Origin of the sequence: Bradyrhizobium sp. Bra78, assembly GCF_024519855.1 — a bacterium.
GTDB classification, from domain to species: domain Bacteria; phylum Pseudomonadota; class Alphaproteobacteria; order Rhizobiales; family Xanthobacteraceae; genus Bradyrhizobium; species Bradyrhizobium japonicum_G.
This window is the reverse complement of record NZ_JALJRE010000006.1, coordinates 181,561-203,039: the sequence shown is the minus strand read 5'-3', so window position 1 is coordinate 203,039 and position 21,479 is coordinate 181,561. Positions and strand designations below refer to the sequence as shown.

At 64.9% G+C, this 21,479-nt stretch carries 17 protein-coding genes; 6 read left to right on the top strand and 11 right to left on the bottom strand.

The genetic code is table 11. The features are described from left to right. The first annotated feature begins 284 nt into the window (after positions 1–284). From metF to OC450_RS16030, 4 genes are all read left to right on the top strand, one after another. The gene (metF, locus tag OC450_RS16045; RefSeq protein ID WP_211382047.1) at positions 285–1,205 is read left to right on the top strand and encodes a methylenetetrahydrofolate reductase [NAD(P)H]; all 921 of its coding nucleotides are present in this window, start codon (positions 285–287) and stop codon (positions 1,203–1,205) included. A gap of 6 nt (positions 1,206–1,211) precedes the next feature. Continuing rightward, positions 1,212–5,063 (top strand): methionine synthase, encoded by a 3,852-nt coding sequence (gene metH, locus OC450_RS16040; RefSeq protein ID WP_262048255.1) that lies wholly within the window; start codon positions 1,212–1,214, stop codon positions 5,061–5,063. Positions 5,064–5,537: 474 nt separating this feature from the next. Beyond that, a complete protein-coding gene (locus tag OC450_RS16035) occupies positions 5,538–6,305 on the top strand; it encodes a hypothetical protein (RefSeq protein WP_256805630.1) in 768 nt (255 codons plus the stop codon). A gap of 88 nt (positions 6,306–6,393) precedes the next feature. After that, entirely contained in the window at positions 6,394–7,401 is a 1,008-nt protein-coding gene (locus tag OC450_RS16030; protein ID WP_256805629.1) for a DUF3592 domain-containing protein, read from the top strand. A gap of 16 nt (positions 7,402–7,417) precedes the next feature. On the opposite strand, the gene OC450_RS16025 is transcribed toward OC450_RS16030, so the two are convergent. After that, positions 7,418–8,047, bottom strand: a complete 630-nt coding sequence (locus OC450_RS16025; RefSeq protein WP_256805628.1) for a glutathione S-transferase family protein — start codon at positions 8,045–8,047, stop codon at positions 7,418–7,420. A gap of 163 nt (positions 8,048–8,210) precedes the next feature. Between OC450_RS16025 and OC450_RS16020 the strand changes: the two genes are divergently transcribed. Then, positions 8,211–8,624, top strand: coding sequence for a DUF6636 domain-containing protein (locus tag OC450_RS16020; protein ID WP_256805627.1), 414 nt, complete (start codon positions 8,211–8,213; stop codon positions 8,622–8,624). A gap of 222 nt (positions 8,625–8,846) precedes the next feature. On the opposite strand, the gene OC450_RS16015 is transcribed toward OC450_RS16020, so the two are convergent. From OC450_RS16015 to OC450_RS15970, 10 genes are all read right to left on the bottom strand, one after another. Further along, complete coding sequence (locus OC450_RS16015) at positions 8,847–9,440, bottom strand: GNAT family N-acetyltransferase (protein ID WP_262048312.1); 594 nt, start codon at positions 9,438–9,440, stop codon at positions 8,847–8,849. Between the two features lie 177 nt (positions 9,441–9,617). After that, entirely contained in the window at positions 9,618–11,123 is a 1,506-nt protein-coding gene (gene glpK / locus OC450_RS16010; protein WP_256805626.1) for a glycerol kinase GlpK, read from the bottom strand. Positions 11,124–11,417: 294 nt separating this feature from the next. Further along, complete coding sequence (locus OC450_RS16005) at positions 11,418–11,600, bottom strand: DUF559 domain-containing protein (RefSeq protein ID WP_256805625.1); 183 nt, start codon at positions 11,598–11,600, stop codon at positions 11,418–11,420. After that, positions 11,518–11,811, bottom strand: a complete 294-nt coding sequence (locus tag OC450_RS16000) for an endonuclease domain-containing protein (protein ID WP_256805624.1) — start codon at positions 11,809–11,811, stop codon at positions 11,518–11,520. Before OC450_RS16000 ends, OC450_RS16005 begins: the two co-directional genes overlap by 83 nt. Positions 11,812–11,918: 107 nt before the next feature. After that, positions 11,919–12,692: an SDR family NAD(P)-dependent oxidoreductase gene (locus OC450_RS15995; protein ID WP_256805623.1), complete on the bottom strand. Its 774-nt coding sequence runs from the start codon at positions 12,690–12,692 to the stop codon at positions 11,919–11,921. A 126-nt stretch (positions 12,693–12,818) separates the two neighbouring features. After that, the gene (gene pimD, locus OC450_RS15990) at positions 12,819–13,961 is read right to left on the bottom strand and encodes a pimeloyl-CoA dehydrogenase small subunit (RefSeq protein ID WP_256805622.1); all 1,143 of its coding nucleotides are present in this window, start codon (positions 13,959–13,961) and stop codon (positions 12,819–12,821) included. 177 nt (positions 13,962–14,138) lie between these two features. Further along, positions 14,139–15,329 carry a pimeloyl-CoA dehydrogenase large subunit gene (pimC, locus tag OC450_RS15985; protein WP_211382038.1) on the bottom strand — a complete coding sequence of 397 codons (1,191 nt, stop codon included), beginning with the start codon at positions 15,327–15,329 and terminating at the stop codon, positions 14,139–14,141. Positions 15,330–15,345: 16 nt separating this feature from the next. Next, positions 15,346–16,533 carry an acetyl-CoA C-acyltransferase gene (locus OC450_RS15980; RefSeq protein ID WP_211382037.1) on the bottom strand — a complete coding sequence of 396 codons (1,188 nt, stop codon included), beginning with the start codon at positions 16,531–16,533 and terminating at the stop codon, positions 15,346–15,348. Then, entirely contained in the window at positions 16,530–18,212 is a 1,683-nt protein-coding gene (gene pimA / locus OC450_RS15975; protein WP_256805621.1) for a dicarboxylate--CoA ligase PimA, read from the bottom strand. Before pimA ends, OC450_RS15980 begins: the two co-directional genes overlap by 4 nt. Positions 18,213–18,370: 158 nt before the next feature. Further along, on the bottom strand, positions 18,371–20,467 hold the full coding sequence (locus OC450_RS15970; protein ID WP_211382035.1) for a 3-hydroxyacyl-CoA dehydrogenase NAD-binding domain-containing protein: 2,097 nt from the start codon (positions 20,465–20,467) through the stop codon (positions 18,371–18,373). A gap of 128 nt (positions 20,468–20,595) precedes the next feature. Here OC450_RS15970 and OC450_RS15965 point away from each other — a divergent pair, with 128 nt between their 5' ends. After that, positions 20,596–21,462, top strand: coding sequence for an IclR family transcriptional regulator (locus OC450_RS15965; protein WP_211382427.1), 867 nt, complete (start codon positions 20,596–20,598; stop codon positions 21,460–21,462). Positions 21,463–21,479: the final 17 nt, after the last annotated feature.

Here is a 21,479-nt window from a genome sequence, read left to right as displayed (position 1 = left end):
TTGGGACAAGCGACACTCTCAATCATCAGAAATTCACGTGGCCCACACCCTTAGTTGCCTCGTCAAGCATCCAAAGATCCAATAAAGTATTGCAATACTGATATATTTATGGATCGGTGACCATCCCACGATATAGCGGATAGGAGCTAAAATTCAACATAATACGTGTGAAGTGGGCCACTTCCCATCATTGATGGGCTGTCGATCAAGCCGCCTTTGCCCTATCTTGGACCTTCGAAGCTGGACCTGACCGCCGGTCGCCTGAAATTGGAGTGAGTGGTGCCATGACTAACGCGACGATTCCCGCCCAAGCCGACGGGCAAGATGGGTACCTGAAGCGGCCTGCGATCTCCTTCGAGTTCTTTCCGCCCAAGACGGCAGATATGGAGCGCAATCTCTGGGACACCATCAACCGGCTGGCCCCGCTCGACCCGAAATTCGTCTCGGTGACCTATGGCGCCGGCGGCTCGACCCGCGAGCGCACCCATTCGACCATCTCGCGCATCCTCAAGGAAACGGCGCTGCTGCCGGCCGCGCATCTGACCTGTGTCGGCGCCTCGCGCGGCGAGATCGACGAGATCGTCGACCGCTATCACGAGGTCGGCGTCCGCCACATCGTTGCCTTGCGCGGCGATCCCGCCGGCGGCATCGGCACGCCCTATTCGAGCCATCCCGACGGCTACCAGAGCTCCGCAGACCTCGTCGCCGGCATCAAGACGCGGCACGCGGACATCGAGGTGTCGGTTTCGGCCTACCCCGAGAAGCACCCTGAGGCGCGCGACTTCGACGCCGACATCGACACGCTGAAGGCCAAGGTCGACGCCGGCGCTGCGCGCGCGATCACGCAGGTCTTCTTCGACAACGACCTCTACTTCCGCTATCTCGACCGCGTCCGCGCCCGCGGCATCGACATCCCGATCGTGCCGGGCATCATGCCGATGCACAATTTCAAGCAGGCCAGAGCCTTCGTCACCCGTGCCGGCACCTCCGTGCCGGACTGGTTCGCCGCGAAATTCGAGGGCCTCGATGACGACGCCGAGACCCGCAAGCTGGTGGCTGCCACCGTCGCAGCCGGCCAGGTGCAGAAGCTCGCCAAGCACGGCGTCGACACCTTCCATTTCTACACCATGAACCGCGCCGATCTCGTGTTCGCGATCAGCCATTTGCTCGGCATCCGCGCCAAGAGCGCGCAGAAGGCGGCGTAAGACAACATGACCGTACCCACCTCTCCGAAGCGTACCGCCCTGCTCAATGCCGCGCGCGAGCGCATCCTCGTGCTCGACGGCGCCATGGGCACGATGATCCAGAACCTCCAGTTCGACGAGGCCGCCTTCCGCGGCGAGCGCTTCAAGAATTTTCATCGCGACCTGCGCGGCAACAACGATCTCTTGATCCTGACCCAGCCGCAGGCGATCGAGGACATCCACGCCGCGTATTTGCGCGCCGGCGCCGACATCGTCGCCACCAACACCTTCTCCACGACCTCGATCGCGCAGGCCGATTACGATCTCACCGGCATCGTCTACGAGATGGCGCGCGAAGGCGCCCGCCTTGCCGGCAATGCCGCACGGCGCGTCGAGGCCGAGGACGGCAAGCCGCGCTTCGTCGCCGGCGCGATTGGCCCCACCACCCGCACCGCCTCTATCTCTCCCGACGTTTCCAATCCCGGCTACCGCGCCGTCACTTTCGACGACTTGCGCAAATCCTATGGCGAGCAAATCAACGGCATGCTCGACGGCGGCGTCGACCTGCTGCTGGTCGAGACCATCTTCGACACGCTGAACGCCAAGGCGGCGCTCTATGCGATCGCCGAGATCACCGAATCTCGCGGCATCGACGTGCCCGTGATGGTGTCGGGCACCATCACCGACAAGTCCGGCCGCCTGCTGTCGGGCCAGATGCCGGAGGCGTTCTGGAATTCGGTGCGGCACGCCAAACCCGTCACCATCGGCTTCAACTGCGCACTCGGCGCCGAAGATTTGCGCGCGCATATCGCCGACATCGGCCGCGTCGCCGACACGCTGGTCTGCGCCTATCCCAATGCCGGCCTGCCCAACGAATTCGGCCAGTATGACGAGACCCCGGAATACATGGCCCGCCTGGTCGGCGAGTTCGCGCGCGACGGCCTCGTCAACATCGTCGGCGGCTGCTGCGGCACCACGCCGGAGCATATCGCGGCGATCGCGGCAGCCGTCGCGCCGCACAAGCCGCGCATCGTGCCGGAGATCGAGCCGCGCTTGAGGCTCTCCGGCCTCGAGCCATTCATCCTGACCGACGCCATCCCGTTCGTGAACGTCGGCGAACGCACCAACGTCACCGGCTCGGCCCGCTTCCGCAAGCTGATCACCAACGGCGACTATACGGCCGCGCTGCAGGTCGCGCGCGATCAGGTCGAGAACGGCGCGCAGATCATCGACGTCAACATGGACGAGGGCCTGCTCGATTCCGAAGCGGCGATGGTGACCTTCCTGAACCTCGTCGCCGCCGAGCCCGACATCGCCCGCGTCCCCGTGATGGTCGATTCCTCGAAATTCTCGGTGATCGAGGCCGGCCTGAAATGCGTGCAGGGCAAGCCGGTCGTCAACTCGATCTCGATGAAGGAAGGCGAGGACAAGTTCATTCACGAAGCCGGGATCGCCCGCCGCCACGGCGCGGCCGTCGTGGTGATGGCGTTCGACGAGGCCGGCCAGGCCGACACGTTCGCGCGCAAGACCGAGATCTGCAAGCGCGCCTACGACATCCTGGTGGACCGCGTCGGCTTTCCGCCGGAAGACATCATCTTCGATCCGAACATCTTCGCGATCGCAACCGGCATCGAGGAGCACAACAATTACGGCGTCGACTTCATCGAGGCGACGCGCTGGATCCGCAAGAACCTGCCGGGCGCGCACATCTCGGGCGGCGTCTCCAATCTGTCGTTCTCGTTCCGCGGCAACGAACCGGTGCGCGAAGCCATGCATTCGGTGTTCCTGTATCATGCCATCAAGGCCGGCATGGACATGGGCATCGTCAATGCCGGGCAGATGATCGTCTATGACGACATCGATGCCGAGCTGCGCCAGACCTGCGAAGACGTCGTCCTCAACCGCGATCCGGGCGCGTCCGAACGCCTGCTGGCGCTGGCGGAAAAATTCCGCGGCAACAAGACCCAGACCAAGGAAGCTGATCTGGCCTGGCGCGAATGGCCGGTCGAGAAGCGGCTGTCGCATTCGCTGGTGCACGGGATCACCGAGTTCATCGAAACGGATACCGAGGAAGCCCGCAAGGCGTCGAAGCGTCCGCTCGACGTGATCGAGGGCCCGCTGATGGCCGGCATGAACGTGGTCGGCGATCTCTTCGGCGACGGCAAGATGTTCCTGCCGCAGGTGGTGAAATCCGCGCGCGTCATGAAGCAGGCGGTGGCCTGGCTGATGCCGTTCATGGAGGAGGAGAAGGCGCGCAACCTCGCCAACGGCATCGGCACCGAGGGATCGAGCTCCGCCGGCAAGATCGTGCTCGCGACCGTGAAGGGCGACGTCCACGACATCGGCAAGAACATCGTCGGCATCGTGCTCCAGTGCAACAATTTCGAGGTCATCGACCTCGGCGTGATGGTGCCGGCCGCCAAGATCGTCGAGACCGTGAAGGCGGAGAAGGCCGACATCGTCGGCCTGTCCGGCCTGATCACGCCTTCGCTCGACGAGATGGCGTTCTTCGCCGGCGAATTGCAGCGCGAAGGTCTCAAGCTGCCGCTCTTGATCGGCGGCGCCACGACGAGCCGGGTGCACACGGCGGTGAAGATCGACCCGAGCTACCGCGCCGGTCCCGTCGTCCATGTCAACGACGCCAGCCGCGCCGTCGGCGTCGCCTCCTCGCTGCTGTCGCCCGAGAAGCGCGACGCCTACGCCGCCGAGGTGCGGGCCGAATACGCAAAAATCTCGGATGCGCATCTGCGCGCGCAGGCCGACAAGAAGCGGCTGAAGCTGGCGGCGGCGCGCGCCAACCGCGTGCCGGTCGATTTCGCGGCGAACAGGCCGGTGAAGCCGACCTTCCTCGGCACCAGGAGCTTTGACGACTACGATCTCGCCGAGCTCGTGCCTTATATCGACTGGACGCCGTTCTTCCAGACCTGGGAGCTTGCCGGGCGTTTTCCGGCCATCCTCGACGATGCCAAGGTCGGCGAGGTCGCGCGCTCGCTCTACGACGACGCGCGCAAAATGCTCGACCTGATCGTCAAGGAGAAATGGTTCCGGGCACGCGCGACGGTCGGCTTCTGGCCGGCGAATGCCGACGGCGACGACGTCGTGCTCTACGCCGACGAGAGCCGGACCAGGAGCATCGCGACGCTGCACACGCTGCGCCAGCAGCTCGAGAAGCGCGAAGGCCGCTTCAACGCCGCGCTCGCCGACTTCGTCGCGCCTGCGGGCGTGCCCGACTATGTCGGCGGCTTCGTCGTCACCGCGGGGATCGGCGAGGATGTGGTCGCCGACCGCTTCAAGATGGCGAACGACGATTACTCCTCGATCCTGTGCAAGGCGCTGGCCGACCGCCTCGCCGAGGCCTTCGCCGAGCGCATGCATGCCCGCGTGCGCCGCGAGTTCTGGGCCTATGCGCCGGACGAGGCGCTGTCGCCCGACGATCTGATCCTCGAAAAGTACCAGGGCATCCGCCCCGCGCCCGGTTATCCCGCCCAGCCCGATCACACCGAGAAGGCGACGCTGTTCGAGCTGCTCGACGCCGAGGCGACCGCCGGCGTAAAGCTGACCGAGAGCTTTGCGATGTGGCCGGGCTCTTCCGTGTCGGGGCTCTATTTCGCGAACCCCGAGAGCTATTATTTCGGCGTCGGCAAGATCGAGCGCGACCAGGTCGAGGACTACGCCGCGCGCAAGGGCATGAGTGTGGCGGAGACCGAGCGCTGGCTCGCGCCGGTCTTGAACTACATCCCGTCGCAGCAGGCGCCCGACAAGGCCTTTACGGCGACGCCGGCGAACGACGAGACGTCGAAGGAGCTTGCCTCGCATCCGCCCGGCTGCACCTGCGCGGTGCATCTCGTCTGGCAGAAAAAGCGCGCGGGGGCGGGATAGCCCGCCTCCAGGGCAAAAAGCGGGAAAACAACCCCATGCACAGTAGGGATCGGGTTGAAAAAGCTCGATAGATTTTCGGTCTTGCCGAAACGGCTTGCTCCGTCGGGCAAAACACCTGTAATATTCCATCATCGCCTGCTGCGGCCGTTACGCATTCCACGGCGACAGTCTGGATTGCTTCGCTGCGCTCGCAATGACGGAGCAAGTGGCGGCATCCGGACCTCCGGCTCACAAGCAACAGACATAACTTCGCTCGCGGGAACCCGCAGCTTGTGAACTCGATCACTTGTCCGCTCAACCTTGATTCGCTACGCTGTCGGTCTACTACCTTCAAACCGACGGTTTGCTTGGGGTCGAACATATGAAGCAGTTCATTGCACTCTTCGTCGCCGCGATCGTTCTTGTCGTGCTGCCCACGATTGCCTCGGCGGACTGTCCGAAAGGCTACGTGCCATGCGGCGAGCGAAGTCAGTTGTGCTGCCCAGGCAAGTAGCAAGCCGCAAATGGCTTTGGCTTGGTAGTGGAGTCTTTGTCGCGCTGGCCCTCGTGATGGTCGCGGTCTGGGTCGGATTTCCGCGAAAGAAGCAGACGATCACGGCGATCCTCTCCGAAACCGGATATTTCGAGGTGGTGCCGCCGAGCACGTTCGGGGGCCCCGGCACGATCAACACGATCGAATATCTCACCAACGGCCGGCTGGAGCTGCATCCGACCTGCGAGGTCGATCCCGCGCTGCTGACCGGCAAGATCCAGAAATCACCGACCGTGGACCGCGACCTCAAGCAGTCGCTCGAGAAGAATCTCGACGTGTCCGCGCAGGTCAGGGACAAGCTGTCCGCCGTCGCCGGCATGCAGCAGGTCGACTCGATCCACCTCAAGCTCGAGAATGCCAACATCCTGCTGATTTCCGACGAGTCGCTGATCTCGACCCGGAATGCATTGCTGAAGGCCGAATGCGAGGACGCGGTCACCCAGAACATTTCGAGCGGGGGCGTCGTCTGCCAGACGCGGTCCGTGCTGGAAGCCGACGTCGTCTACGAGATCAAATACCACAACAAGATCTCGATGGAGGAGAAGGCCAAGCTGACCTCCGAGATCGCGGCGAAGCTCGACCTGGAGGCACACCAAGGCTCGGACGACAAGGTCTCCGGCTCCCAATTGTTCTTCGGCATCAGGCTGTCGCCGAGCCCGATCGTCCTGAAGAACGCGACGGGCGAGATCAAGCCCTGTACGCGGAAGTAGGATCGACGCCGCACCTCACCCCTGCCGTGAACGCAACGCGCGCTCGCCGCGACCAATGGCGGTCGCCGCCGAAGATCAGGGGGATCGGATGCTGAACGCCCAACAATTGATGTGGACACAGATCGCCGCCGGCATCGCCGTGCTGCTGTTTGGATTGACGCTGTTCAACCTGGTCCGCATGCGGGGCCGGATGCAAGCCGCGCGAAGCTGGGACAAGGTGGATGGCATCATCACGGTCTCCCGGGTCGACCAGCCCTCGGCGCACGCCTCGGACGATCGGAACGACGCCAGGCCCATCATCCGCTATCGCTATCAGGCCGGCGGCCAGGAGCTGGAAAGCGACAAGATATTTGTCGGCGGCCCCGTCATCACGACGCGGGTTCTGGCCGCAAAACTGGCCGGACGATATCCGGTCGGCGCGCATGTCGACGTCCATGTCGATCCGAGGCAACCGACCGAGGCGCTGCTCGAACCTGCTGCCGCGCAGAACGTCGCGGCGCTGGTGGCGTTCACGATGGTGTTCGGCGTCATCGCCGCCACCCTGACCGCGCATTCGCTCGCCGGCCACGTTCTCTACGCCGACAACGGCGTTCCGCTGTTCGCGTTTGCGCTGCCGATCATCGTGCTCGTGGGCGGCATGTTCTGCGTCGCCGAGTATGTCCGGACGCGCCGGCTGGCGAGCGCCAGCCTGCGCTGGCCGACCGCGTCGGGCAGGGTCACGCATTGCGATGTGATCGAGGAGATCATCGAGGAGAAGACCGACCACGACGATAAACCGACGACGTCAAAGCTTGTACACCGCTATCAGATCGATCTGCGCTACGCCTACAGGGTCGGCAAGCGCGACTTCATCGGCACCGAAGTCGATTGGGGCGGCACCATGATCTCCGGGCTGCGCGAGGTCGCCGAAAAGGCCGCGGCGAAATATCGTCCCGGGCAGAAGGTCAACGTCTATTACGATCCGGACCAGCCGGGACAGGCGGTGCTGGAGCCTGCGAGCCGGGAAGGCGCGCTGGGTCCGCTGATCGGTGCCGCGGTCTGCGCGATCGTCGGCGGCCTTTTCCTGACGATCCTGATCAAGGTCGGGTTCGCGTAGCGGCGTGTGATGCGGCTCACCCCTTCGGCGGTGCCAGCGGCTGCACGATCTCCCGGAACGGCGCCAGCGCCTCGCAGGCGTCGGCGTGAGCCGACAGCGCCGGATAGCACGAGGCCTCGAACAGAAGCGGGTGCGCCTCGCGGGTGAAGCGCACGACGCAGGCCACCGCGACATCGGCGTGGCCGATGCGCATCCCCAGCCAGTACGGCGTCGTCACCTTGGCGCGCTCGGCCTCCAGCGCTTTCAGAACGTCCGCGATCTGCGCCTCGCAGCGCTCGACCCACAGCGCAAGCTGCTCCTTCCGCAGCACGCGCTCGTACAGCAGGCTCACCGCCTTGTCGCCGAGACCGGAGGCGAGCGCGCAGATGCGCAGATGCTTCCGCCGCTCGGCGCCGCTTCGCGGCAGCATCGCCCTCTCTGGCCCTACCAGTTCGTCGAGATAGTCGAGGATGATCGTGCTCTCGATCAGTGACTCGCCGTCGTCGAGCACCAGCGTCGGCACCCGGCGCAGCGGATTATAGGGCGCGATCTTGTCGGCATCGCCGAAGGTCGACCACGGCCTGTGCTCGAAGGCGAGCCCATAGAGCCTCAGCGCGATCGCAACGCGGCGGACGAAGGGGGAGTCGTATTGGCCGATCAGGAACATGGGTCACCTCTCGTCATTGCCGGGCTTGCCCCGCCTGCGGGCCGAAGCCCCTTCGGCGCGGCGAAGGCCCGGCAATCCATCTTCTTCACAAGGTCATTATAGGATAAGGATGGATGCCCGGTTCAAGTCCGGGCATGACGATTTCGGACCGAGGCGCGATCTCATGCGATATCTGCTGCCTGGCATTTCCGGACTTTTGATCGCAACAACCATCGCCCATACGCAGGACCGCCCGATCGGCTTCCAGACGCCGTCGAAGAACATCGCCTGCCAGTTCTTCACCGATAACGGCCAGGGCGTTCTTCGCTGCGACATCATGAACCTGGAAAGCCGCCCGCGCCGGCCCGCCGATTGCGAACTCGAATGGGGCAACGCCTTCGAGATGAGCGCAAAGGGAGCCGCGGGACGCATCTGCGCCGGCGACACGGTGATGGATCCGTCGTTGCCGGTGCTCGCCTATGGCGAGGTGTGGCAACGCGGCGGATTTACCTGCCGGTCGGAGCAGACCGGGCTGACATGCTTCAACGCGATGCAGCGGGGATTTTCGCTGGCAAGGGCGAAGCAGGACGTGTTTTGAGTTTGTAAGCACACATGAGCGGAGCGACATGTGGGCGCGGTAGCCCCGGATGTCGCTTCGCTCATCCGGGCTGCGATACCGTCGGGTCGAGGGGCGGCGCGGCCGCAATGCATTCCGTCATTGCGAGCGTAGCGAAGCAATCCAGAACCTCTCCGCGGGCGCAGTCTGGATTGCTTGGTCGCAAGGGCTCCTCGCAATGACAGTGAGGGGGTAGGCCGCAGACTATTCAATAATCGGCACATGCCTCGCCGCATTGCGCGACACTGTGCCATCAAGCCGCGGATCGTCGGCGATCTCGATCTGGCGGCGGAACGGGCGGAAGCCGGAGCGCTGATAGAACGCAACGGCGGACGGATGGTCGAAGGTGCAGGTGTGCACCCAGACGCGGCGGAGGTCGCGTGACCACGCGAGCTCCAGCGCGCGGTTCATCAGGAAGCGGGCCGCGCCCGTCCCGATCAATGGCGCGGTAACGCCGAAATAGACCAGCTCGCATTGGCCGGCCTCGCGAAAGTCCAGCTCCAACAGGCCTTCATCGCGGCCGTCCACGACAAGTGCATAGATCTCGACGCCCGGTGCATGGATGATTGCGGCGAGCTCGGCGTCGTTCATGCGCGCCCGTGAAAACCACAACCACTCCTCGCCGACACGGCGATGGAGATCGCGATACCAATGAAGCGCGGGGGCATCGGCCCTGCGCAGCGTCCACGCGCCTGGCGGATCGTCACGGCGTGAGGGGCGCGCGGTCATCTCCAGATGAGTGACGACGGCGGCGATCTTGCCGGCGGGGACGTCGGAATAGCCATCGGGAAGGATCATGGTTGGTTGCTTCCCTTCGTATTGGGTCGAAGGACGGTGCCGTTTGAGGAGCGGCAGCAGCGCCACACGCCGTCATTGCGAGCGCAGCGAAGCAATCCAGACTGTCTCCGCGGCGGCAGTCTGGATTGCTTCGTCGCAAGGGCTCCTCGCAATGACAGGGAGAGAGAGCGTGTGCCGCTACCCCTCCCCCTCATCACTCGCCAGCACGCCCTTCACCGCACGCGCCCAGCCCGCGAGCTTCCGCTCGCGCGTCGCCTGGCTCATGTTCGGCTTGAAGCGATGCTCGAGGCGCCAGTTGTCGGCGAATTTGGTCGGCTCGGGATAGACGCCGGCCTCGAGGCCGGCGAGATAGGCGGCCCCCAGCGCCGTGGTCTCCTGGATCACGGGGCGATCGACCGGAGCGTCGAGCAGATCGGAAAGGCGCTGCATGGTCCAGTCGGACGCCGTCATGCCGCCGTCGACGCGGAGCACGACGCTGGCGGTCTCCGAGCTCGGCCAATCCGCGCGCATCGCGGCCCAGAGATCGAAGGTCTGGTAGCAGACGCTCTCCAGTGCGGCATGCGCGAGCTCGGCGGGGCCGGTGTTGCGGGTGAGGCCGAACAGCGCGCCGCGGACGCGCGGATTCCAGTAGGGCGCGCCCATGCCGACGAAGGCCGGCACCAGATAGACGCTCTGCATCGAGTCGGACTGATCGGCAAGAGGTCCGGTCTCGGCGGCGTGCTTGATGATGCCGAGGCCGTCGCGCAGCCACTGCACCGCCGAGCCCGCGACGAAGATCGAGCCTTCGAGCGCGTAGGTGCGTTTTCCCGCGAGCTGATAGGCGACCGTGGTGAGCAGCTTGTTCTTCGAGACGACCGGCGTGGTGCCGGTGTTGAGCAGCGCGAAGCAGCCGGTGCCGTAGGTGGACTTCATCATGCCCGGGCGGAAGCAGGCCTGGCCGATGGTCGCGGCCTGCTGGTCGCCGGCGATGCCGGAGATGGCGATGGCGCCGCCGAAGAGATCAGGCACGCTCTCGCCGAAGCGGGCGGAGGAATCCTTCACCTCGGGCAGCATCGAGCGCGGCACGCCGATGATCTCCAGGAGTTCGTCGTCCCACTGTCCGGTGTGGATATTGAACAGCAGCGTGCGCGAGGCGTTGGTGGCGTCGGTGGCGTGCACCTTGCCGCCGGTGAGGCGCCACAGCAGATAGCAGTCGACGGTGCCGAACATCAGCTCGCCGCGCGCGGCACGCGCCCGCGCGCCGGGGACGTGGTCGAGGATCCATGCGACCTTGGTGCCGGAAAAATAGGGATCGATGATCAGGCCGGTCTTCTGCGAGATCACCGGCTCGCGGCCTTCTGCTTTCAGTTTGGCGCAGATGTCGGCGGTGCGGCGGTCCTGCCAGACGATGGCGCGGTGCACGGCCTGGCCCGTGGCGCGGTCCCACACCACGGTGGTCTCGCGCTGGTTGGTGATGCCGATCGCGGCAATGTCCTTTGCGCCGATGCCGGCCTGCTCGATCGCGTCGCGGCACACCATCACGGTCGAGGTCCAGATGTCCTCCGGCTCGTGCTCGACCCAGCCCGAGGCCGGGAAATGCTGCGGGAATTCCTGCTGCGCGCGGGCCGCGATGGAAATGTCGCTGCGGAACACGATGGCGCGCGAGGAGGTGGTGCCCTGGTCGATGGCGAGGACGAAAGACATGGTAGCTACCCTGGCGTTTTCTTGGCGTTGTCCCGAGAGGGATCATTGTGTCGCGCCAAGAAAAGGGGATTGGCAGGGGAAGGTCAAGCCGAGAGGCGCTTACCCTCCCCTGGAGGGGGAGGGTAAGCTCGCATTGAGCGAACCGAAATGTGAGACGGGGTGGGGTGATCTCTCCACACGGGCGGCTTTCGACGCGGAGAGACCGTCACCCCACCCCGCTACGCATTTCGCTGCGCTGCATGCGTAGCGACCCTCCCCCTCCCAGGGGAGGGTAAGAGAAGCGGGCTCGAAACATTATGTTCGGCGATGTTTCAGGGGCGCTGTTTCCGCCTCACGCGATCCGTAGAGTTCGACATGGATGCGTTCGAGCACGGCGGTCAGATCGCTTGTGATCTCAGAATTCCAGAAGCGAATGACGCGATAGCCCTTCGTTCTCGAGCCAGCTCTGCCGTGCACGATCTCGGTCGGCCGTCTCATCTTCGTTATGGTGTCCGCCGTCGAGTTCGATGATCAGGCGCTTTGCCGGGCAGAAGAAGTCGACAATGCAAGAACCGATCGGTGCTTGTCGTCGGAAGTGCGAGCCTTCGATCGGCATTTCCTTGATGGCGCGCCAAAGCATCCGTTCATGCGGCGTCGTATTTGCCCTCAACCTCTTCGCGGCGGCGCGGCGTATTGATGTGGAGACCATTGCCGTGGCTTCACCCCACCCCGCTCACGCTTCGCGCGAGCGACCCTCCCCCTTCAGGGGAGAGTAAAGTGGAGCGCGCTCGCGGCAAAATTGCAAGTGAAAGAGAGCTACACCGCGGCCGTGGTCACGCCGCCGTCGATGACGATGGTCTGGCCGGTCATGAAGCTCGACGCATCCGAGGCGAGGTAGGCGACGGCGCCGGCGATCTCGTCGGGTTCGCCGATGCGGCGGAGCGGCGTGGTGGCGGTGCGGCGCTTGAGGTTGGCTTCGTCTTCCCACAGCGCGCGGGCGAAGTCGGTCTTGACGAGGCCGGGCGCGATGCAGTTGACGCGGACGCCTTTCGGGCCCCATTCGCCGGCGAGCGAGCGGCACAGCGCGAAGTCGGCGGCTTTGGAGATGCCGTAGGCGCCGATCACGGTGGAGCCGCGCAGGCCCCCGATCGAGGAGATGATGACGACGGAGCCATTGCCGCGCTCGGCCATCTGCGGGATCGCGAGCGCCGAGAGCCAGATGTTGCTCTTGACGTTGCTGCCCATGATCTTGTCGAAGGCCTCGTCGGTGATGTCGAGCAGTGGGCCGTAGTAGGGATTGACCGCGGCGTTGCAGACGAGGATGTCGATCTTGCCGTAGTGTTTCGTTGCGCCCGCGATCAGCGCCTCGACTTCGGCCTTGCGGGCGATGTTGCAGGGAATGACGACGGCATCGCCGCCGGCCGCCTTGATGCCGTCGGCGACCTCCTGGCAGGCCTCGGCCTTGCGCGAGGACACCACGACCTTGGCACCGAGCTTTGCCAGCAGCTCGGCGGAGGAGCGGCCGATGCCGCGGCTGGAGCCGGTGACCACGGCGACCTTGCCGGTGAGATCGAACGGGGTGTTTTTCATTGTTGTTGCCTCGCTGACGCCGCGTACTCCGTCATTGCGAGCGGAGCGAAGCAATCCAGGATCTTTCCGCTGAGAAAGTCTGGATTGCTTCGTCGCCAGTGCTCCTCGCGATGACGGTGGAGAGACCTAGATCAACCCGCCGCCATCGGCGACGCGGCGCTGGTGGTAGTCGGTGTCGCCGAACGAGTTCTCGATCATGGTGAGGCGCTTGAAGTAGTGGCCGATCTTCGCCTCCATGGTCATGCCGATGCCGCCGTGGAGCTGGATCGCCTGCTGGCCGACGAACTTCAGCGACTTGCCGATCTGCACCTTGGCCGCGGCGATGGCGTTGGCGCGCTCCTTGGCGTTCTCGAAATCACCGGCCATGGTCGCGAACATCGACATCGATCTCGCCTGCTCGGTGGCGACGAACATGTCGGAGGCGCGGTGCTGCAGCGACTGGAACGAGCCGATCGCGACGCCGAATTGCTTGCGCGTCTTGATGTACTCGACCGTGGTCTTGAGCGACTCGTCCATCAGGCCGACGGCCTCGGCGCAGAGCGCGATGCGGGCCTCGTCGACGACGCGCTCGATCAGGGCGAGCGAGTCCTCGGGATTGCCGATTACGGCGTCGCTGCCGACCTCGACACCGGTGAAGCTGATGTCGGCGGCGTGCAGGCCGTCCTGGGTCGGGTACGACTTCTTGGTGATGCCCTTGGCGTTCGCGGGCACCAGGAATACGCCGATGCCGGTCTTGTCGCGACGATCCCCCCTGGTGCGCGCGGTGACGACGAGCGTGTCGGCGTTCTCGCCGTTGAGCACGACGAATTTCTCGCCGTCGATGACGTAAGCCTCGCCCTTCTTCTTGGCGGTCGTGGTGACGTCGAACAGATCGTAGCGCGAGTTCTTCTCGAGCTGGGCGAACGCCAGCGTCTTGCTGCCATCGACGATGCCGGGCACGTGCGCCGCCTTCTGCGCATCGGTGCCGGCATGGCGCAGGAAGCCGCCGCCGATCACGACGGTTGCGAGATAAGGCTCGAGCACCAGCGCCTTGCCCAGCGCTTCCATCACGATCATGGTCTCGACGCCGCCGCCGCCGAAGCCGCCATCGGCTTCCGCGAAGGGCAGGCCCAGCAGGCCCTGCTCGGCCAGCTTGCCCCAGACCGCTTTGCTCCAGCCGCCCTTTTCCTTCATGTATTTCTTGCGGCTCTCGAAATCGTAGGAATCGGTCAGCAGGCCGTCGATGCTGTCCTTGAGAAGCCGCTGCTCCTCGTTCAAATCAAAATCCATGTTCTTTGGTTCCTCGTACCCGGACTATTTGGCTTCGTCATTCCGGGATGGCCCGAAGGGCCAGGCCCGGAATCCATAATCCCGATTGGTGGTTATGGATTCCGGGCTCGCGACTTCGTCGCGCCCCGGAATGACGGTGGAAGAATTGCCCTCCCCGCCTCCGCGGAGAGGAGAAGATCACAGCCCCAGCACGGCCTTGGCGATGATGTTGCGCTGGATCTCGTTGGAGCCGCCGTAGATCGAGACCTTGCGATTGTTGAAGTAGCTCGGCGCGATCTGGGCGGTCCAGTCCATGGCTTCGTTCGAGCCGTCGTCGCCGTGCACATCGTAGGGCGCAGCGAACGGGCCGATCACTTCCATCAGGAGCTCGGTGGTGGTCTGCTGGATCTCGGAGCCCTTGATCTTCAGCACGGACGAGGCCGGATTGGGCTTGCCCTTGCCGTGCTTGCCTTCGTCGGCGACAACGCGCAGCTGGGTCAGCTCGAGCGCCTTCAGCTCGATCTCGCAGGCCGCCAGCTTCTCGCGGAACGCGGCGTCCTGGATGATCGGCTTGCCGGCGGATTCGACCTTGCCGGCGAGATCGCGGATGCGGCGCAGCCGCTCCTTGGAGACGCCGACCCGGGCGATGCCGGTGCGCTCATTTCCGAGCAGGAATTTCGCGTAATCCCAGCCCTTGTTCTCCTCGCCGATCAGGTTCTCGACAGGCACCTCGACGTCGTCGAAGAACACCTCGTTGACCTCGGCGCCGCCGTCGATGGTCTGGATCGGGCGCACGGTGACGCCCTTCGACTTCATCGAGAACACGATGAAGGAGATGCCCATCTGCTTCTTGGCATTGTTGTCGGTGCGGCAGAGGCAGAAGATCATGTCGGCGTGCTGGGCCAGCGTGGTCCAGGTCTTCTGGCCGTTGATGATCCACTTGTCGCCCTTGCGTTCGGCCTTGGTCTTGAGCGAAGCGAGATCGGAGCCGGAGCCGGGCTCGGAGAAGCCCTGGCACCACCAATCGTCGACATTGGCGATGCGCGGCAGATACTGCTTCTTCTGCTCCTCGTTGCCGAAAGTGTAGATGACGGGGCCGACCATGCTGACGCCGAAGGCGAGCGGCTGCGGCGCCGGATAGGACTGCAGCTCCTCGTTGAAGATGTAGTGCTGCACCGATGTCCAGCCGGTGCCGCCATATTGCTTCGGCCAGTGGCTGACGCCCCAGCCCTTCTTGTTGAGGATGCGCCACCAGGTCACCATCTCGTCCTTGGAGAGGTGGCGGCCCTCGACCAGCTTGCGCCGCGTGTCCGGCGGCACGTTGTCGCGGAAGAATGACCGCACTTCCTCGCGAAACGCCTGCTCTTCTTTCGTGAATGCGAGATCCATCGGATCCTCCTGTGAATTACTGCAAAACCTCGAACAACCCCGCCGCGCCCATGCCTCCGCCGACGCACATGGTGACGACCGCGTATTTGGCCTTGCGGCGGCGGCCTTCGATCAAGGCGTGGCCGGTCAGGCGCGCGCCCGACATGCCGTAGGGATGGCCGACCGCGATCGCGCCGCCGTCGACGTTGATCTTCTCAGGGTCGATGCCGAGCTTGTCGCGGCAATACAGCACCTGCACCGCGAAGGCTTCGTTCAGCTCCCAGAGGCCGATGTCGTCGACGGTGAGGCCGTGGCGCTTGAGCAGCCGCGGCACCGCGAAGACCGGGCCGATGCCCATCTCGTCCGGCTCGCAGCCGGCGGAGACGAAGCCGCGGAAAATGCCGAGCGGCTTGAGGCCGCGCTTGGACGCTTCCTTGTCGCTCATGATCACGGAGGCGCTGGCGCCGTCGGAGAGCTGGCTGGCATTGCCGGCGGTGATCGAAAAACCTTCGCCGCGGACGGGCTTGAGGCCGGCAAGGCCCTCGGCCGTGGTCTCGGGGCGTGGACCTTCGTCCTGCGACAGCGTCACCTCCTTGAACGAGACGGCACCGGTCGCCTTGTCGGTGACCGCCATCTGCGTGGTGATCGGCGCGAGCTCGTCCTTGAACTTGCCGCCCTGCTGGGCGGCCGCGGTGCGGCGCTGGCTCTCCAGCGAATATTCGTCCTGCTTCTCGCGCGAGATGCCGTAGCGCTTGGCGACGATTTCGGCCGTGTCGATCATGGGCATGTAGACCTCGCCCTTGATCTTGAGCAGAGCGGGGTCCTGGGCGTGGAAGCCGTTCATCTTGTCGTTTTGCACGAGCGAGATCGACTCGCCGCCGCCGCCGACCGCGATCTCGACGCCGTCGAAGATCACCGAGCGCGCGGCGAGCGCGATCGCCTGCAGGCCGGAGGCGCATTGCCGATCGATCGTGGTGCCGGCGACGGTGACGGGAAGGCCGGCACGCAGCAGCGCCTTGCGCGCGATGTTGCCGCCGGTGGCGCCCTGCTGGAGCGCTGCGCCCATCACGACGTCCTCGACCTCCTTCGGGTCGACCTTGGCGCGCGCGACGGCCTCGCCGATGGCGTGGCCGAGCAGGGTTGCGCCCTCGGTGGCGTTGAGTGCGCCGCGATAGGCCTTGCCGATCGGGGTGCGGGCGGTGGAAACGATGACGGCGTCGGTCAAGAACGACCTCCTGATGCGAGTGGCGTGGATTGTGACGGTTTCTGCTGCTGGCGCAACTCGTGGCGCGACAGCTTTCCGACCGGCGTGCGCGGCAGATCGTCGACGAACACGACCTCGGCCGGCAGCTCGTGCTTGCCGACCTTGCCGGCGAGCTGCGCGCGCAGCTCGTCGAGCGAGAACGGCTTTGCGCCGGGCTTCAGCTTGATGAAGGCCTTGGCGGCCTCGCCGCGGTACTGGTCGGGGATGCCGAGCACGATCACCTCGTGCACACCGGGAATGGTGTAGATCGCCTGCTCGATCATCTGCGGATAGACGTTGAAACCGCCGGAGATGATCATGTCCTTCTTGCGGTCGACCAGGAAGAAATAGCCGTCGGTATCGACATAGCCGATGTCGCCGGTGAGGAAGCGGCCGTCGACGAAGGCATCAGTCGAACCCTCCGGCTTGTTCCAGTAGCCCTTGGTGACGTTCGGGCCCTTGATGCGTATCTCGCCGACTTCGCCCGGCGGCAATACGCGGGTCGGATCGTCCAGCGCGACGACGTCGAGCTCGATGCCGGGCAGCATCAGGCCGATCGAGCCGGGCTTGTCCGGGCCAACCGGCGGATGGCCGGTGCCGGGCGAGCAGGTCTCGGTCATGCCCCAGCCGCTGCGCAGCTTCTTGCCGACCTTGCGCTCGAAGAAGTTGGCGATCTCCACCGGCAGCGGCGCGCCGCCGGAGCCGATGGTGGCGAGCGAGGAGAAATCGCGCTTGTCCAGATCAGGGAGGGCTGCGATCGCGATCCACATCGTCGGCACGCCCGGAAAATAAGTCGCGCGCTTGACCTCGATGTCGCGCATCACCGCTTCGACGTCGAAGCGCTGATGCAGCGAGATCAGATGGCCGCGGCTCAGCGAGGACAACAGCACGACGGTGAGCGCATAGATGTGGAACAGCGGCAGCACGCAGATCACGCGCTCGATGGCGTCGCCGCGCGCCGCGCGTGACGGCTTGCCCCAGACGTCGTAGATCGACACCGCAGACGTCAGATTGCCGTGGGTGAGCATGGCGCCCTTGGGCAGGCCGGTGGTGCCGCCGGTATATTGCAGCAGCGCGACGTCGGCGGCGGTCACTTTCGGCCACTCTGCCGGCGCGGTCGCCCCCTCGACGAAGGTCCTGAAGGTGACGATGCGGGGATCATCGGGGATCGGCGCCTGCGGCGTGCCGACCTTGCCCCAATTGTCGTCCTCGCAGACGACCAGGCGATCGATCAGGCCCTTCTCGAGAAACTTCAACGCCGTCGGCAGCAGCGCCGCGAGATTGGAGGTGACGAGCAGGCGCGAGCCGGAATCGGAGACCTTGTGCGTCAGCGCGATCTCGCCGTCGAGCGGCGAAAGATGCGCGACGCGGGCGCCGGCCTTGAGCGCGCCGAAGAAATTGACGGGGTGGTCCGGCGTGTTGCCGAGGAACAGCGCGACGGAGGTGTTCTTGCCGCAACCGGCGCGCAGGAACGCGGCGGCCGCACGCCCGGCCATGGCGGCGAGCTCGGCATAGGTGATCGGCCGGTCGCGGAATTCCAGCGCGGCGCGCGGGCCGTACTCGGCCGCGGCCTTCGCCAGCAGATCAGGCAGCGAGCCCTGGACGATGGTGTCGTCCCAGCACACGCCCTCGGGATAAAACTGTTCGCCGGGATGGGTCATTTTCTTGATTGCTTGAGCGAGCAACTAACACAGACCGTCATTCCGGGGCGCGACGAAGTCGCGAGCCCGGAATCCATAATCACCAGATGGGGTTATGGATTCCGGGCCTGCGCCTTGCGGCGCATCCCGGAATGACGAAGGTTGAGACGAAGCGACCATTACGCCGCTTTCGACGCGGCCGCGAGCGAGGCGAACGTCTTGCCTTCGGCCGCGAGCTTCTTCAGCAGCGGCGCCGGCTCGAGGCTCTTGTCGTTGGTCTCCTTGGCGTAGAAGGAGAGGCGATCGGCGATGTGCTTGAGGCCGACGCTGTCGGCCCAGAACATCGGGCCGCCGCGATAGATCGGCCAGCCATAGCCGTAGAGCCAGACCACGTCGATGTCGGAGGGCCGCGCCGCGATGCCTTCTTCGAGGATCTTCGCGCCCTCGTTGATCATCGGGTACATCATGCGCTCGAGGATCTCCTCGTCGCTGACGGCGCGCTTCTTGCGGCCGAGACGGAGCAGCGTCTCGTCGATCAGCTTCTCGACCTCCGGATCGGGCAGCGCCGAGCGGGAGCCCGCCTCGTACTTGTAATAGCCCTTGCCGGTCTTCTGGCCGAAGCGGCCGGCTTCGCACAGCGCGTCCGCGATCTCCGACTTGATGCCGCGATCCTTGCGCGAGCGCCAGCCGATGTCGAGGCCGGCGAGGTCGCCCATCGCGAACGGCCCCATCGGCATGCCGAATTTGGTCACGACGGCGTCGACCTGCTGCGGCAGCGCGCCTTCGAACAGCAGCTTTTCCGACTGCTTGCCGCGCTGGGCCAGCATGCGGTTGCCGACGAAACCGTCGCAGACGCCGACCACGGCCGGCACCTTCGCGATTTTTCGCGCGATGGTCACGGCAGTGACCAGCGCATCCGGCGCGGTCTTGTCGGCGCGCACGATCTCGCACAGCTTCATGACGTTCGCCGGCGAGAAGAAATGCATGCCGAGCACGTCCTGCGGGCGCTTGGTCGACTTCGCGATCTCGTCGATGTTGAGATACGAGGTGTTGGAGGCGAGCACGGCGCCGGGCTTGACGTACTGGTCGAGCTTGCCGAACACTTCCTTCTTCACCGCCATGGTCTCGAACACGGCCTCGATGACGAGGTCGGCATCGCCGACGTTCTCGATGCCGACGACGCCGTTGATCAGCGCCATGCGCTTGGCGGGCGCATCGGCGGGAATGCCGCCGCGCGCGGCGGTCGCTTCCCAGTTCTTCTGCATGATGCCCATGCCGCGCTTGAGCTGCTCCTCGCCGGTCTCGATCAGGGTGACGGGAACACCGGCATTGGCAAAGGACATCGCGATGCCGCCGCCCATGGTGCCGGCACCGAGGATGGCGACGCGGTTCACCGGCCGCGACTTGGTGCCCTCAGGCACGCCTGCGATCTTGCTGGCCTCGCGCTCGGCGAAGAAGGCATAGCGCTGCGCCTTGGACTGGTCGCTGGCGACGAGCTTCAAGAAGCCCTCGCGCTCCTTCTTCAGGCCTTCGTCGAACGGCAGGTCGATGGCGTAGCCGACGGCGTCGGCCGCGGCGAACGGCGCTTCCAGGCCGCGCGACTTCTTGGTCATCGCGGCGACCGCATTGGTGAAGATCGAGCGGTCGGCCTTGGCGGCGGCGATCTTGGAATCGTCGTCGCGCAGGCGCCGCAGCGGACGCTTCTCGGAGAGCAATTTGCGGACGAACGCTTCGCCGCCGGAGGCCGGCCCCTCGACGATCTCCTCGATCAGCCCGTTCTTGAGCGCTTCCGCCGCACCGATGGGATCGCCGCCGACGATCATCTTGACGGCGAGTTCCGGCCCGACCGCACGCGGCAGGCGCTGGGTGCCGCCGGCGCCCGGCAACAGGCCGAGTTTCACCTCGGGCAGGCCGAGCTTTGCCTCCTTGACCGCCACGCGGAAGTGACAGGCCAGCGCGACTTCGAGCCCGCCGCCGAGCGCGGTGCCGTGAATCGCGGCCACGACCGGCTTCGGCGAGTTCTCGATCTCGGACAGCACGTCGTTGAGGGCGGGCGGCTTCGGCGGCTTGCCGAATTCGGTGATGTCGGCGCCGGCAATGAAGGTGCGGCCGGCGCAGGTCAGCACGATGCCCTTGATGGCGGGATCGGCAATCGCAGCCTTGACGCACTCCAAAATGCCGCCGCGGACCGCAGCGCTCAACGCATTCACCGGAGGGCTGTCGACCGTGACGATCCCGACTTCATCATGACGCTCAAGCTTGACCACTTCGCTCACGGTGTCCCTCCTTGGTGGGGTAACTTTTGTTCGATTTCGCACTGCGGAATTTAATTCCGCATCTTGACGGCAGGGTTATTTTGAAGCACGTGACTTGTCAACGACTCCGCGCAAGAAGCAGATCAGGGATGAAGCGTACAGCAAAGAAGGCCGCGACCGATCGGAATTTCGTCGTCGCGCTTTCCCGCGGACTAGACGTATTGCGCGCATTTCAACCCAGCGACGGTCTCCTCGGCAACCAGGAAATCGCGGCCCGCACCAATCTGCCCAAGCCGACGGTTTCGCGGCTGACCTATACGTTGACGAAGCTCGGTTATCTGACGCCGGTTCCCCGCTTCGAGAAGTATCAGCTCGCGCCGGCCGCGATGGCGCTCGGATACGCTGCGTTGGCCAATCTCGGTGTTCGGCATTTGTCCGAACCGTTTCGCGAAGACATGATGCGGTCGACGGGAGGCGCCGTTGCCGTCGGCGGCCGCGACCGTCACAGCATGATCTATTTCGGGCAAAGCCGCGGCAGCGAAACGGTCGGCGTTCAACTTGACGTCGGCTCCCGTGTGCCGATTGCAACCAGCGCGATGGGCCGGGCCTATTTCTGGGCGCTCGACGAAAACGATCGCGCAGAACTGTCGCGTGTCCTGCGCGAACATTACGGCAGCCGCTGGCCCAAGATGCGCGATGGGCTGGAGCGTTCCGGCGAAACCGTCGCGAAATACGGTTTCGCGATCTCGGTCGGCGACTGGCATGACGACATCGGCGCAGCCGGAGTCGCGCTGAAGCTGAACGACGGAACCGGACCCTATGCCTTCAATTGTGGGGCGCCCGCATTCCGTTTCACGGAAGAGCGTTTGATCAACGACATTGGACCGCGTCTGCTTGCGATGGTAAGGAACATCGAAGCGGCACTTGGGGGTCTGATGCCGCATTCCAAAAAAGACGTCAGCAAAAAGCTGAAATCAGGAGGGAAAGTTGCGCGTGTGGCCGAGGGGATCAGATAGCCTTTGTCGTCGCCGGG